This is a genomic window from Deinococcus aquatilis DSM 23025 (assembly GCF_000378445.1).
In the GTDB taxonomy this organism is placed as follows: Bacteria; Deinococcota; Deinococci; order Deinococcales; family Deinococcaceae; genus Deinococcus; species Deinococcus aquatilis.
This window is the reverse complement of the sequence record NZ_KB899711.1, coordinates 20,207-33,251: the sequence shown is the minus strand read 5'-3', so window position 1 is coordinate 33,251 and position 13,045 is coordinate 20,207. Positions and strand designations below refer to the sequence as shown.

Below are 13,045 nucleotides of genomic sequence, written 5' to 3'. Positions count from 1 at the left end.
CACTGACCACTAACCCTCTCACGCCCCACTTCCAATCGTCTTCAGCGCCCAGTAGCCCAGCATCAGCGCCGTGCCCAGCAGCATCGACACTGCGTAGGCCCGCACAAAACCGCTCTGCCACAGGGTAAACAGACCGCCCGGTGCTCCGGCATTGCGGGCGATGCCATTGACCAGACCATCGGTTCCCCGGTCAATGCTGTCGAAGGCTCCAGCAAGGGCGCGGCTGGGGGCGCTGACGGTATTGTCGTACAGGGCGTCCAGGTACAGCGCGTTGGTACTCAGCGCACCCAGCGGTCCATCGGCCAGACTGCGGCGGCGATGTTCGGCAAAGGCCCACAGCAAGCCGGTCACGCCCGCCAAGACAGCCAACGCAGTCAGGAGCCATTCGGTACTGGCCGCGATTTCGTGGGGATGCAGCGGAATGGCGCGGCCCAAGTAAGTATCGAAGGCGTGGTTGCCACCCAGAAAGCTGGGGATATTCAGCAGACCGCCGAAGGTGGCGAGGGCGGCCAGAATGCCCAGCGGCACTTTCATGGTCAGGTCGGCGTCGTGCGGATGGGCCACAGTGCCCCGGTAATCGCCGCGCCAGACCAGAAAATACCAGCGGCCCATATAGAAGGCAGTCAGGAGGGCCACGCCCAGCCCGATCACGTACAGCAGCGGATTGGCTTCGTAGGCGGCGGCCAGAATCGCATCTTTGGAGAAAAACCCGCTCCAGATGGGAATGCCCGAGATTGCCAGCACGCCCGCCAACGAGACGAGGTGTGTAAACGGCATGAATTTCCGCATGCCGCCCATCTGCCGCACATCCTGCTGATCGTGCAGTGCGTGAATGACCGCGCCCGCCGCGAGAAACAGCAGGGCCTTGAAGAAAGCGTGCGTGAGCAGGTGGAACACGCCCGCCGAATACGCGTGCAGGCCCACCGCCATGAACATGTAGCCCAGTTGTGACACGGTGGAATAGGCCAGAATCTTCTTGATGTCGTGCTGGTTGAGGGCCGATAGCGCACCGTACAGCGCCGTCAGGCCGCCGATCCAGGCCACCCACAGCGAGGCGTTGGGGGCAAGGTCGTACAGAAAGTGGCTGCGGGCCACCAGATACACGCCCGCCGTGACCATCGTGGCGGCGTGGATCAGGGCTGAAACGGGGGTTGGGCCAGCCATCGCATCGGGGAGCCAAGTGGTCAGGGGCAACTGACCGCTTTTGCCGATGGCCCCCACCAGCAGGAACAGGCAGGCCAGTTCGATGCCCGCCACAGCCACCCGCGTGGATTCGGCGCGCTCACTCAGTTCGGGAATGGACAGCGTGCCGTAGAGCTTGTAGATCAGGAACATACCCAGCATGAAGCCCAGATCCCCGATGCGGTTCATGATGAAGGCTTTGCGGGCGGCGTTGGAATTGCTGATGCCCTCGCGGTTGCTCTCGTCGGCCAGTTGGGGGTTGGTGGTGTCGGCGTGTCGGCCCGCGTACCAGAATCCGATCAGCAGGAAGGACGCCGTGCCCACGCCTTCCCAGCCTACGAACATCAGCGGGTAGGAGTCGGCCAGCACCAGAATCAGCATCATCGCCACAAAGAAATTCAGGAACGCAAAAAAGCGCGTGAATTTGGGGTCGTGGCTCATGTAGCTCAGGGAATAGACGTGAATCAGAAAGCCGATGCCCGTGATGATCAGAATCATCAGGGCGCTGAGTTGATCCAGATAAAAGCCGACACTGAGGTTGGCGTTGAGGGCCATGTTGGGCAGCCAGGTCCACAGGATTTCGTGGGAGGGCGTCTCAGATTGACCGAGGAAACGCACCAGCGCGACCAGAAAGCTAGCCAGCACCGCAGCCGAACCCAGCAGGCCGCCGGATTTGCCGGGAAAGAGGCGCGGCAGGCAGATCAGCAGGGCAAAACCCAGCAGCGGAAACAGCGGAAGAAGATAGAGGGGCACTGTTTCACTCAGCCTTTGAGGGTCGCGAGATCATCCACGTTGGTGGTTTCGCGCTTGCGGAAGATGGCGATGATGATGGCGAGGCCGATAGCGACTTCGGCGGCGGCCAGCGTCATGACGATGAACACGGCAGTTTGTCCGGTCAGGTCGCCCCACGAGCGGGCAAAGGCCACCAGCGCGATGTTGGAGGCATTCAGCATCAGTTCCACACTCAGAAAGACCATGATGGCGGTGCGCCGCGTCAGGACGCCGATCATGCCCAGCGCAAACAGAATGCCCGACAGGGCGAGGTAGTAGGTGGTGGGAACCATCAGGCACGCCCCCTTTCTTTAAGGACCGCTTCCTGGGTTACGGACTCGAAGACCAGCCCGGTGTCGGGAGCCAGCAGGCCAGCAGGTTCGGTGTCTGGTACGCCATCAGGCTGGGGCACGGGCCGCTGCACCAGCGCCACTGCACCCACGATAGCGACCAGGAGCAGCACACTGACCGCCTCGAAGGGCAGCAGGAACCGGGTCAGCAGGGTTTCTCCGACTGCGCCTGCCGTGCCGCCCCGGAGCGCGGCGGCTGAAGTCGCCAGCGGTGCAGGATCTTCGTAGGTAAAGGCCAGCACCACGAAAGCGCCCGCCAGCAGCGTGCCGCCGATGCCCGCCAATTCGCGCACGAAGGGCACGGGGTCACGCCCGGTGACGGGTTGGTTGGCATTCAGCAGCATGATGACGAACAGGAACAGCACCATGATGGCCCCGGCGTACACGATGACCTGTGTGGCCGCCAGAAAAGAGGCGTTCATGGAGGCAAACAGCCCACCAACGCTGAGCAGGGTGCCCACCAGACCCAGTGCGGCGTGAACGGCGTTGCGGGCCGAAATGGTGATGACGCCGCCCACGAGGGTCAGAGCGCCGAGGATGATAAACGCGAGCATCATTGAGGGTACGTCACCCCCTCCAATTCGGCTCTGGGGCCGCCCTCCACCTTGAAGCCGAGGCGTACCGGTTGACCCTTGCGGGCGGCTTCGCGGCGCTGGGGCAGGCTGCCTTCCACGCCGACCAGCATGTCTTCTTTGGCATACACAAAATCGCCGTAGCGGTAATCGGCCATCTCGAATTCGTTGCCCATGACCACTGCGCCCGTAGGGCAGGCTTCTTCGCACATGCCGCAAAAAATGCAGCGCAGCATGTTGATCTCATAGACGCTGGCGTAGCGCTCGCCGGGGCTGGTGGGGTTGGCGGGGTCGTTTTCGGCGGCCTCCACATAGATGGCGTAGGCGGGGCAGGCGGCGGCGCACAGGCTACAGCCGATGCACTTTTCCAGGTTCGTGCCGGGGTGCCGGGTCAGCACATGCCGCCCACGAAAGCGGGGTTGCAGGGTGGCCCGCTGTTCGGGATAGCTGACGGTGACGGGCTTTTGAAACAGTTTGCCGAGCGTGATGCCCATGCCCTTGGCGATCTCAAGGACGCCCATAGTTGCCTCCGAAGGGGTGTGGGATGTGGGGTGTAGGACGTGGGGAAAAGTGGCAAAACCAGAACATTCAGTCTCCCCCGGCAGGACGGGCTGGCGTCAGGTTCACGTCTTCGCGGCGCACGGTGGGGGTTGTCCACAACACGCGCACGCGGTCACTGAAACCGATCAGGAGGGCTACACCCGCCACGCCCAGCAAGATAAGCAGCCAGACGCGCACCCGGCCTGTAGAAAAGGCGATGATGGCTGCCGTCAGCACCGTGTTGGTGAGGGCCACGGGCAGCAGCAGCTTCCAGCCAAAGCGCATCAGTTGGTCGTAGCGGAGGCGCGGCAGGGTGGCACGCACCCAGATAAACAGGAACAGGAAGGCGGCGATTTTGATGAACAGCCAGATAAAGGGCCAACTGGCGATGCCGGGAATCAGACCTTCCAGGAACTCCGGCCCCCGGTAGCCGCCGAAAAACAGCGTTGCCATCACGGCGGAGGCGGTGATCATGTTCACGTATTCAGCCATCTGAAACAGCGCCCACTTGATCGCGCTGTATTCGGTCAGGTAGCCCGCCACGATTTCCTGCTCGGCTTCGGGCAAGTCGAAGGGCGTGCGGTTGGTTTCGGCAAACGAGCTGATCAGAAACAGGACAAAGGCTGTGAGCTGAAACAGGATCATCCAGCCGTTGTTGGCCTGCCAGTGCGTGATGCCGTGAAAGGAGGTGGTGCCGACCAGCATCAGCAGGCCCAGCACGCTCAGGCCCATGCCCAGTTCGTAGGAAATCATCTGGGCGCTGGAGCGCAGGCCGCCCAGAATCGGGTATTTGCTGCCCGAGGCCCAGCCCCCCAGAAAAATGCCGTACACGCCCATAGACATGATCGCCAGCAGCGCCAGCAGTCCGGCATCGAGGTTGTACACCCACGGATCGGCCCCGAACAGACTTCCGGGAGGGCCAGCGGGCAGGCCACCAAAGGCGGTCAGCGCACACCCGATGGCAATGATCGGCGCGAGGGTGTACACCAGCTTGTCGGCCAGCGTGACCGTGAGGTCTTCTTTAAAAATGCTCTTGATGGCGTCGGCAAGGGGCTGAAGCAGACCCATCGGGCCGACGCGGTTTGGCCCCAGTCGAATCTGCATACGGGCCAGCAGGCGGCGCTCGATCAGGGTCATGTAGGCGAAAGTGGTCAGGAGGCCCAGCGCCACGCCCACGCCCTTGAGCAAGGTAATCAGCAGTTGAACAATCCAATCTGGCATCAGTCGTCTCCCCCCGCTGTCTGCGCCCCGGCCATCGGCAATTCCCACTTGTTCTCGACCAGACTCTCGATCCGGTCAACCCAAGTCGCCTTCCACGGGTCGGGTTTGAGGGTCATGCGCTCGGTCCAGAGTTGCGGGCGGTGGGCCTGTCCGGTGGGCGCGGCGTACACGGGGCCGAGGGGCCGAATGACTCCGGCTTCGGGCAGGCCTGTCACGTCCACACCGAGGCGGGTTTGCAGGAGAGCCTGCGCCGATTTGAGGCCACGGATACGGGTACGCACACCCAAAGCTTCGGCCAGTGCCGCCAGCGTGCGAATCAGGTCGGCGGCCTCGCCCGCGTTCAGGGCGGCCTGTTGCAGGGGCAGGAGGCGACCTTCCACATTCACGGTGGTGCCTCGTTTCTCATAACCCGTCACGGCGGGCAGCACCACGTCGGCGGCCTGCGCGGTGGCGGTCAGGTGCGTGTCGTGGACGATAGAGAAACCGCCCAAACGCTGTCCTGCGGCCACTGGATCCAGGCGGGAGATGAACGCTGCCCGCGTATGGTTCACGGCAGCGTACCCCTGCCCACCCGTGCGCGGCACGAGGTTCAGGTGGCCCAGTCCCCGGCTGTTGGCTGCCGCCGGAATCGCCATGACTTTGGCCCCGGTGCGGGCCACGAGGTCGCTCAGTTGGGTAGCGAATGCGCCCGCCGAGGCCCCGTTCAGCACATCGGCCCCCAGGATCAGAACAGGGTTTTTGGCACTGTTGAGCAGGTTCAGAGCGGTCCGCGCACCCTCGGAATCGGGGCGAATCAGGGTGAGCAGGTCGGCGTGGCTGGCCTGCACAAAGGTTCCGGCGTGGCCCGACAACCGGGAAGGCGAACCGATGACCGCCAGCTTTTCCGGCTTCCGCGCAGGCCGCTCGACCAGTCGGAGGTCGGCAATGGCCGTCCCGTGCGCGTATTCGGGGGGCAGGATGCCGCCGCGCAGCATTTCCAGCACGCGCAGTTCGACAATCGGGGCTTCTTCTCCCAGATCTGCGCCCAGCACGACCACGGCGTCGGCGGTGGCAATGTCGTTCAGGGTGGCGTTCGACAGCACTTCGGCGGGGTAGCGGGGCCAGTGATCCACCGACGCCGTGCCCGTCAGCGCGGCCAGGGCTTCCAGCGCCGCGCCTTCCTCCAGCGTGGAATCGGCGTGCAGGAACAGGGCGAGGTCGGCAGGATTCAGGCCATCCAGCCCCGCACGAATGGCGGCAATCGCTTCGTCCCAACCTGTTTCCACCAGTTGGCCGTCCACGCGCACCAGCGGTTTGGTCAGTCGGGCTTCGGAGGCAAAGACATGCCCGAAACGGCCCGCGTCACAGATCCAGGCCTCGTTGACTTCCCGGTTTTCGCGGGCCACCACGCGCTCCAGACGACCATTGCGGGCATCGGCGGTGATCGAACATCCGGCGGGGCACAGGGTACAGGTGGTGGGGGTGTGGTCGTATTCCCAGTTGCGCCCCCGGAAACGGGCCACGTTGTCCAGCAGCGCTCCTACCGGGCAAATATCGGTGATGTTGCCCTGAAATCCGGTGGGCAGGCCGCCCTCTTCGGTGTCGATAAAGGTGTGGACGCCGCGCTCGATAAAGTCCAGCACTTCCTGCCCCGGCACTTCCTCGAAGTAGCGCACGCAGCGTTTGCAGTGAATGCAGCGCTCCTGATCCAGAATCACGAAGTCTGACAGGGGGTAATGCTTGTCGGCGTGGCGGCGGTCAAACCCGAAGCGGCTTGCGCCGTAGCCGTACTCGAAGGCCCGGTCCTGCAACTCGCACGCGCCGCCCTTGTCGCAGGTGGGGCAGTCCAGCGGATGGTTCAGCAGCGTAAATTCCATCATGCCCGCCTGTGCCTTGGCGACCACATCGGACGTGGCGGCGGTGCGAATGTGCATGCCCTCGGTGGCCTGCATGGTGCAGGAGGCCATCGGCTTGGGAAACCAGAAAATCTTGGGGGTAGCGGCGTCGCCCTCGCCTTCCATCACAAAGCTGCCATCGGGGTTTTTGCGCGGGCTGCCCGACTCGATCAGGCACATCCGGCACGCACCCACGGGCGACAGGTACGAGTGGGCGCAGAAGAACGGCACATCCTGCCCCGCGTGGAACACGGCGTCGATGGCCGAGGTTCCGGCAGGCAGTTCAACCTGAACACCATCTATGGTGACTTTCATACGTCTTTCCACCTTTTACGCGGCCCATACAGCGGCGTCTGCGTGTTCGCCAGCGCGTCGTATTCTTCGCGGAACAGTTTGATGCTGCTCAGGACTGGGCCGAGGCACGCATCCGCCAACGCACAGAAGCTGCGGCCACCGATGTTTTCGGACATATCGAGAATCAGCTGCACGTCGCCGGGTTGCCCGCGCCCGCGCACCTGTTTTTCGTACATCCTGACCATCCAGCCGCTGATTCCCTCGCGGCAGGGCGTGCATTTGCCGCAGGATTCGTGGGCATAAAAGCGCACCATGTTCCAGGTGGCATTCACGATGCAGTCGGCGCGGGGAATCAGGGTGACGCCGCCTGTGCCCAGCATGCTTCCGGCGGCAGCGATGGCCTCGTAATCCATCGGCGTATCCAGCGTTTTGTCGTCGTAGGGCAGCATGGGGCAACTGCTGCCGCCGGGAATCACGGCCTTGATGTCCTCCAGCGGGCCACCAGCCCAGTCAAAAATCAGTTCGCGGAAGGTGGTGCCCAGCGGCAACTCGTACACGCCCGGACGCGCCACTGGGCCACTGATCTGAAACAGCTTCATGCCCTTGCTTTTTTCGGTGCCCATGCCTGCGTGCCAGTCGGGGCCGAATTTCAGGATCTGGGTGGCGGCGCAGAAGGTTTCCACATTGTTGATGGTGGTGGGAAGCCCGTACAGGCCAGCGGCGGCGGGAAACGGCGGCTTGAGGCGAGGATTGGCCCTGAGGCCCTCCAGCGAATTCATCAGCGCGGTTTCTTCGCCGCAGATGTACGCGCCCGCGCCCCGGTGCAACTGAATCTGGAAATCGAAGCCGCTGCCCAGAATGTTCTGGCCCAACAGCCCAGCATCCCGCGCTTCGTGAATGGCGGCCCACACGCGCTCGGCGGCATGCACGTACTCGCCGCGAACGTAGATGTAGCCCACAGAGGCCCGCATCGCAAACGCGGCAATGATCATGCCCTCGATCAGTTGGTGCGGGTCTTCGGAAAGCAGGTAACGGTCTTTGAAGGAGCCGGGTTCGGACTCGTCGGCGTTACAGATGATGTAGTGCGGTTTGCCGTCGTTGAGGGGCATGAAGGACCATTTCAGGCCCGTGGCAAAACCCGCGCCGCCGCGCCCGCGCAGGCCGGATTTCTTGACCTCATCAATAACGGCGTCGTTGCCGATGGCAAAAGCCCGCTTGACCGCTTCGTAGCCCCCGTGTCGGCGGTAATACTCCAGCGTCCAGCTCTGATCCTGACCCACATGGGCATACAGCGTGGGTGCAAAACGGGGGTCTTTGCCGCTGGTGATCGGTTTGGGCGGCGTCAGGGTGGCGGTCATGCGGTGCCTCCGGTCAGGGAAGAAAGGCCGCCGATGCTGGCCCCGACCATTTCTCCGGTAGCCAGCGTTTGCCGCCCCTCGGCGTTCACCGTCACGGGCACCAGATTGTCGGGCGCGAGCGGCGTATCGGCGTGCAGGGCGGCCAGAATACGGGCGCACTTGCTGGGGGTCACGCTCTCGTAATAGCCCTCATCGCCAATCTGCATCATGGGAGCTGTGCCGCACGAGCCGAGGCATTCCACCTTCTGCACGCTGAACCGGCCATCGGGCGAGACTTCCCCCGGCTGCACGTCCAGCGTTTCTACGAGGTGATCCCATAGTTCATCGCTGCCCGCCAGAGAACACATCAGCGTGGAGCAGACTTGCAGGTGGTATTTGCCCGTGGGAACGGTGTGATAGGTGGAATAAAAGCTCATGACGCTCCGAACTTCGGTGGCTGTCGTGCCGCACAGCGCGGCGATTTCGGCCATCTGGGCTTCGGAAACGTAGCCGTGCGCGTTCTGCACCTCACGCAGCAGAGGCATCAGCGCCGAGCGGCGACCCTGCGGCGAGGCCGGATAGCGGGAAAAGATGTCGGCCACGAGGGGTTGTTTATCTGCAAAGTAGGTCAAGGTTTCTCCCTTCATCGGGTCTGCTCCAGCACAAACGGTTCAGCCAAATCGCCATCGGCTGCAAAGAAGTAGTAAAAACCTGTGTCTCCCCAAAATACGTCTGTGTCCCCGGTGCCAAGCGCAATGACGAACTCAGCGTTCTTGTCTGCAACTGGGTTCTTAGGCTGTACCCCATCCTGAATCCAAGACGGATAACCTCCAACTTGACTAATCGTTTCGCTGTTCAGTGCATCCATAAATGCGTCGTCGTAATCACTCAGCTCATCCTCAGACCATTCCTCAACTTGGAAACGCTCATCGAAGTAAGCAGGCAAACTGAGAAAGGGTTCGGGGGTCAGGACTTTTAAGAAAGGCAGATTTTGTTCCGACTTATGCGGTGGGCCAAAACCCAAATTCTGATCTTCAAACCAACGGACGATTGACCGAGAAGCTCCGAAAGGCAGGAAATCGGTGTCAAATGTCTGCAATTCGCGGGCATCGGCGTAAGCATCTCCTTTCGGAACGCAGTACCAACAATTCCAGAACTGAAAAGTTCCCGGTTTCATATTGGGAATGTTCTCAACCACTTCTTGAGTCAGCATTACCTGCATGACGAACCCCAGCTCACGCTTGCAATGTGGGCAGGACGGCCACGGCTGACCTTCAGCTCGGTAGGGCGAGTCACCACCGAGGAAACTTTCAAGCGGCTGAACTTTCTGCGAGTCAGAAGCACGCAGAAGCCATGCCGGACGCACACTAGAAAGAATCCAACCCTTCCGTTCTTTCAGGGATTCCGGCGTGTCAGGCAAGGTTAAATGCTGATGCGTAGTGGGCAAAACGAGTTCCATCACCGTCACCGATCCACGTCTCCCAGCACCGGGTCGATGGTTGCCAGAATGGTGATCAGGTCGGCAAACTGGCTGCCCACACAGGCATATTCCAGCGCCTGCAAATTCACGAAACTGGGCGCACGGATTTTGACGCGGTAGGGCATGGAACCGCCGTCCGACACGATGTAATAGCCCACCTCGCCGCGTGCGCTTTCTACGGGCACGTACACTTCGCCCACGGGCGGGTGAAAGCCTTCCGTGACCAGTTTGAAGTGGTGAATGACCGCTTCCATGCTGGTTTCGAGTTCGTGGCGTGGCGGTAGTGAAATCTTGCGGTTCGGGTCTTTGACCGGCCCCGGCTTCAGCATCTTCAGGGCCTGCCGCACGATTTTGGCGCTCTCGCGGAATTCCAGCAGGCGCACCTGAAAGCGGGCGAGGCTGTCTCCGGCGGTGCTGACGGGCACATCGAATGAGTAGTTTTCGTAGCCGCAGTACGGGTTGGCCTTGCGGTGATCGAGGCCCACGCCGCTGGCCCGCAGGTTCGGCCCGGTCAGGCCCAGATCCAGCGCCACATCGCGGGGAATGACGCCCACGCCCGTGGCACGGTCCAGAAAAATCGGGTTTTTGGCAAACAGGTTCTCGTACTCGGTCACGCCTTTCTCAAACTGATCGAGGAACACTGAGACGCGGGCGGGCCAGTCTTCGGGAATATCGCGCGACAGGCCGCCCACACGGAAATAGCCCTGATTCATGCGGTAGCCGCAGACCGACTCGAACAGGTCTTGCAGGGCTTCCTTTTCGCGGAAGGCATAGAAGAACGGCGTCAGTGCGCCCAGATCCAGCATACCCGTGCCCACGAAGACCAGATGGCTATGAATCCGCCCCAGCTCGTGCAGGATGACCCGGACGATGGTGGCCCGCTCCGGCACCTCGGCCTGAAGCAGTTTTTCCACGCCCAGCACGTAGGCCAGCTCGTGCCCGAAGCAGTGCAGGTAATCGGTGCGCGGCGCGTAGGTCACGCCCTGCTGATAGGTGCGGTTTTCAAAGGTCTTCTCGAAGCCCGTGTGCAGGTAGCCCATGTGCGGCGTCACCTTGATCACGTATTCGCCGTCCATATCGACCACCAGCCGCAATACGCCGTGCGTACTGGGATGCTGCGGCCCCACGTTCAGGCTCATGATCTCGGTGTGCATCAGTGCGCCCGTTTCACTGCCCAGGCGCTCGGCAGAAGTGGATTCCTGATGGTCAGGCTTCATTTGCTCACGGGGCAATGTGCCGGAATTTAGTGCCATGACACCACTCCTTCGGGCCGCAAGCCGCAGTTGATGGCCCATAAGCTCAGAATCTTGTTGCGGTCCACAGTCCGGGGCTTCACTTCGGGCCACCTTCGGGCATCACGGGCGGCATCCGGTCCTCGCCCTGGCCCCGGCGCAGTTCTCCCCGGTAGCCGGTCAGGCCGCGCTGCTGCCCGCTCAGGCCCGCACGGAAGGCAGCAGGATCCAGAAAACGGCCCTCGCGGAACAGCGTTGGCGTCTCGCCCAGCGGAAAATCCTTGCGGAGTGGGTGGCCTTCCAGATCGTCGGGCGTCAGGACTTTACGCAGGTCGGGATGGCCCACGAATTCCACACCCATCAGGTCGTACACCTCGCGTTCCAGGTAATTGGCAGACTTCCAGATGGAATACAGGCTGTCCAGCGCCTCGCCATCGTCCAGCCACACCCGCAAGAAGAGGCGGCGGTGGTCGTCGGGGTGATAGACGTTGTGCAGCACGGCAAACCGCTTGGGCCGGGAGCTGGAATAGGCGCTGTAATCGATGCCCACCGTGTCCATCAGCATGAAGCCGCGTGCTTTGAGCTGCGTGGCAACCTCGCGGAGTTGCTCGGCGGGCACCACGGCGGTGGGTTCGGCGGCGTCGTCTTCGGTCAGACCCAGCGCGGCCATCAACGGTTTCACGTCGCGGGGGTCGGTGGGATTCAGGCCCTGAGCGGCCAGCGAATGCCGTCCCACACTGGGGTCGTCCACGGGAGTGGGCCGGGTTTCCGCCACAGGTCGCGCGGGTTGAGGCTGACTCTGAGAACTCTGCATACTCGCGTTGCGTCCGGTCAGTTTTTCGCCGCCGGAACCGTCACCACCGCTCCCTGTCACCGCGTCCACGCATCCACCATCGGCAACTGGTGGCCCAACTGGTCGAAGGCTTCGCCGCGTACCTTCTTCTGAAGCTGCATCACGGCGTAGATCAGGGCCTCGGGGCGGGGCGGGCAACCGGGCACGAAGATATCGACAGGCACCACGCTATCCACGTTCTGCACGATGGCGTAGTTGTTGAACATGCCGCCCGAACTCGCACACGCCCCCATGCTGATCACCCATTTGGGGTCGGGCATCTGGTCGTACACCCGCCGCATGATCGGGGCCATCTTCTTGCTGAGGCGTCCGGCCACGATCATCACGTCGGCCTGCCGGGGCGAGGCGCGAAACACCTCCGATCCGAAGCGGGCAAGGTCGTTGCGCCCATCGGTGCTGCTCATCATCTCAATGGCGCAGCAGGCAAGCCCGAAGGTGGCGGGCCACATGGAATTGCTGCGGCCCCACGCCACCAGTTTTTCCAGGCTGGAAAACAGGATGCCTTCGGATTCCAGTTCCTGCCAGTCGCGGTCAATCAGTTCTTTGAGTGGCATACATCTACCTCTGGTGTGGGTCTAAAGATCTAAAGGGCGAGAGGCTAAGAAGTTGGGCCATGTGAACAGGAAGTGGCAAGAGAATGGGGGCGCTCAAGCTATTGGCAATTCTTTGACCCCTGGCTCCCAAAACCCTGGCCCTGAGAGCCGGACTAAGCCCACTCCAGCACGCCTTTTCGCAGGATGTAGTAGTAGCCGACCAGCAGCAGCAGCACGAAAGTCAGCGCCTCGAAGAAGGCGAAGGGAATCAGCTTCTGGTAGGCCACTGCCAGCGGATAAAAGAAAGCCGTTTCGATGTCGAAGACGATAAACAGCATGGCGACCAAGTAAAAGTGAACCGGAAAGCGCTGGCTGGTGCCCACGCCGCCGCCTTCCGGGTCATTGCCGCTCTCGTAGGCCATCAGTTTGGCGCGGCTGGCTTTTTTGGGGCCGAGGATGGCACTGACCACGACGGCCAGCACGCCAATGCCCAGGGCGATCAGCAGCATGATGACAAAATTCGCGTACTCGATAAGACTGCCCTCCTTGCGCCCCAAGCTCTCCTGTTGCCTTCAATGCTCGTGAAAAACAGCACGAGCTATAGGAAAAAAAGAGAGGGGCCAAACGAACTTGCCGTACAACCTGTGCGGAAATTGAGCTGTGGTACGCCCTTAGTTTTATCACGAACCTTGGCAGTCAGGGCCGAACAAAAGCACAGATAGCTGCACGACTTACCAGACCAACCGGAGCAAGAACAGGTTGGGCCGTGAGCTGTGAAGACCACGTCTCTCCACCTTGCACGGCCC

Annotated in this window: 13 protein-coding genes; all 13 read right to left on the bottom strand. The window is 62.0% G+C overall.

The window, feature by feature from the left end:
- Nucleotides 1-18: 18 nt before the first annotated feature.
- The 13 genes from nuoL to F561_RS0111035 all read right to left on the bottom strand — a co-directional run bounded on the left by nuoL (nt 19) and on the right by F561_RS0111035 (nt 12,748).
- Nucleotides 19-1,935 (bottom strand): NADH-quinone oxidoreductase subunit L, encoded by a 1,917-nt coding sequence (gene nuoL, locus F561_RS0111095; protein WP_019010039.1) that lies wholly within the window; start codon nt 1,933-1,935, stop codon nt 19-21.
- Nucleotides 1,936-1,943: 8 nt separating this feature from the next.
- Nucleotides 1,944-2,246: an NADH-quinone oxidoreductase subunit NuoK gene (gene nuoK / locus F561_RS0111090; protein WP_019010038.1), complete on the bottom strand. Its 303-nt coding sequence runs from the start codon at nt 2,244-2,246 to the stop codon at nt 1,944-1,946.
- Complete coding sequence (locus F561_RS0111085; protein ID WP_019010037.1) at nt 2,246-2,860, bottom strand: NADH-quinone oxidoreductase subunit J family protein; 615 nt, start codon at nt 2,858-2,860, stop codon at nt 2,246-2,248. The genes nuoK and F561_RS0111085 overlap by 1 nt, the downstream gene beginning before the upstream one ends.
- Nucleotides 2,857-3,396 (bottom strand): NADH-quinone oxidoreductase subunit NuoI, encoded by a 540-nt coding sequence (nuoI, locus tag F561_RS0111080; protein ID WP_019010036.1) that lies wholly within the window; start codon nt 3,394-3,396, stop codon nt 2,857-2,859. The genes F561_RS0111085 and nuoI overlap by 4 nt, the downstream gene beginning before the upstream one ends.
- A gap of 67 nt (nt 3,397-3,463) precedes the next feature.
- Entirely contained in the window at nt 3,464-4,636 is a 1,173-nt protein-coding gene (nuoH, locus tag F561_RS0111075) for an NADH-quinone oxidoreductase subunit NuoH (protein ID WP_019010035.1), read from the bottom strand.
- Nucleotides 4,636-6,825 carry an NADH-quinone oxidoreductase subunit NuoG gene (gene nuoG / locus F561_RS0111070; protein ID WP_019010034.1) on the bottom strand — a complete coding sequence of 730 codons (2,190 nt, stop codon included), beginning with the start codon at nt 6,823-6,825 and terminating at the stop codon, nt 4,636-4,638. Before nuoG ends, nuoH begins: the two co-directional genes overlap by 1 nt.
- Nucleotides 6,822-8,162, bottom strand: a complete 1,341-nt coding sequence (gene nuoF, locus F561_RS0111065; RefSeq protein WP_019010033.1) for an NADH-quinone oxidoreductase subunit NuoF — start codon at nt 8,160-8,162, stop codon at nt 6,822-6,824. Before nuoF ends, nuoG begins: the two co-directional genes overlap by 4 nt.
- Entirely contained in the window at nt 8,159-8,788 is a 630-nt protein-coding gene (gene nuoE, locus F561_RS0111060; RefSeq protein WP_019010032.1) for an NADH-quinone oxidoreductase subunit NuoE, read from the bottom strand. The genes nuoF and nuoE overlap by 4 nt, the downstream gene beginning before the upstream one ends.
- Nucleotides 8,785-9,600 carry a DUF1963 domain-containing protein gene (locus F561_RS0111055; RefSeq protein ID WP_157451798.1) on the bottom strand — a complete coding sequence of 272 codons (816 nt, stop codon included), beginning with the start codon at nt 9,598-9,600 and terminating at the stop codon, nt 8,785-8,787. The genes nuoE and F561_RS0111055 overlap by 4 nt, the downstream gene beginning before the upstream one ends.
- 5 nt (nt 9,601-9,605) lie before the next feature.
- Complete coding sequence (gene nuoD, locus F561_RS0111050) at nt 9,606-10,838, bottom strand: NADH dehydrogenase (quinone) subunit D (protein WP_019010030.1); 1,233 nt, start codon at nt 10,836-10,838, stop codon at nt 9,606-9,608.
- Nucleotides 10,839-10,953: 115 nt separating this feature from the next.
- Complete coding sequence (locus F561_RS0111045; RefSeq protein WP_020621307.1) at nt 10,954-11,736, bottom strand: NADH-quinone oxidoreductase subunit C; 783 nt, start codon at nt 11,734-11,736, stop codon at nt 10,954-10,956.
- Nucleotides 11,724-12,260, bottom strand: coding sequence for a NuoB/complex I 20 kDa subunit family protein (locus tag F561_RS0111040; protein ID WP_019010028.1), 537 nt, complete (start codon nt 12,258-12,260; stop codon nt 11,724-11,726). The genes F561_RS0111045 and F561_RS0111040 overlap by 13 nt, the downstream gene beginning before the upstream one ends.
- Before the next feature lie 152 nt (nt 12,261-12,412).
- On the bottom strand, nt 12,413-12,748 hold the full coding sequence (locus F561_RS0111035; RefSeq protein ID WP_026298812.1) for an NADH-quinone oxidoreductase subunit A: 336 nt from the start codon (nt 12,746-12,748) through the stop codon (nt 12,413-12,415).
- Nucleotides 12,749-13,045: the final 297 nt, after the last annotated feature.

What these genes read in the sequence shown, in the direction of transcription:
- nuoK (WP_019010038.1), bottom strand. Translation starts at nt 2,246, where the DNA reads ATGGTTCCCACCACCTACTACCTCGCCCTGTCGGGCATTCTGTTTGCG.
- F561_RS0111085 (WP_019010037.1), bottom strand. Translation starts at nt 2,860, where the DNA reads ATGATGCTCGCGTTTATCATCCTCGGCGCTCTGACCCTCGTGGGCGGC.
- nuoI (WP_019010036.1), bottom strand. Translation starts at nt 3,396, where the DNA reads ATGGGCGTCCTTGAGATCGCCAAGGGCATGGGCATCACGCTCGGCAAA.
- nuoH (WP_019010035.1), bottom strand. Translation starts at nt 4,636, where the DNA reads ATGCCAGATTGGATTGTTCAACTGCTGATTACCTTGCTCAAGGGCGTG.
- nuoG (WP_019010034.1), bottom strand. Translation starts at nt 6,825, where the DNA reads ATGAAAGTCACCATAGATGGTGTTCAGGTTGAACTGCCTGCCGGAACC.
- nuoF (WP_019010033.1), bottom strand. Translation starts at nt 8,162, where the DNA reads ATGACCGCCACCCTGACGCCGCCCAAACCGATCACCAGCGGCAAAGAC.
- nuoE (WP_019010032.1), bottom strand. Translation starts at nt 8,788, where the DNA reads ATGAAGGGAGAAACCTTGACCTACTTTGCAGATAAACAACCCCTCGTG.
- F561_RS0111055 (WP_157451798.1), bottom strand. Translation starts at nt 9,600, where the DNA reads ATGGAACTCGTTTTGCCCACTACGCATCAGCATTTAACCTTGCCTGAC.
- nuoD (WP_019010030.1), bottom strand. Translation starts at nt 10,838, where the DNA reads ATGAAGCCTGACCATCAGGAATCCACTTCTGCCGAGCGCCTGGGCAGT.
- F561_RS0111040 (WP_019010028.1), bottom strand. Translation starts at nt 12,260, where the DNA reads ATGCCACTCAAAGAACTGATTGACCGCGACTGGCAGGAACTGGAATCC.
- F561_RS0111035 (WP_026298812.1), bottom strand. Translation starts at nt 12,748, where the DNA reads ATGCTGCTGATCGCCCTGGGCATTGGCGTGCTGGCCGTCGTGGTCAGT.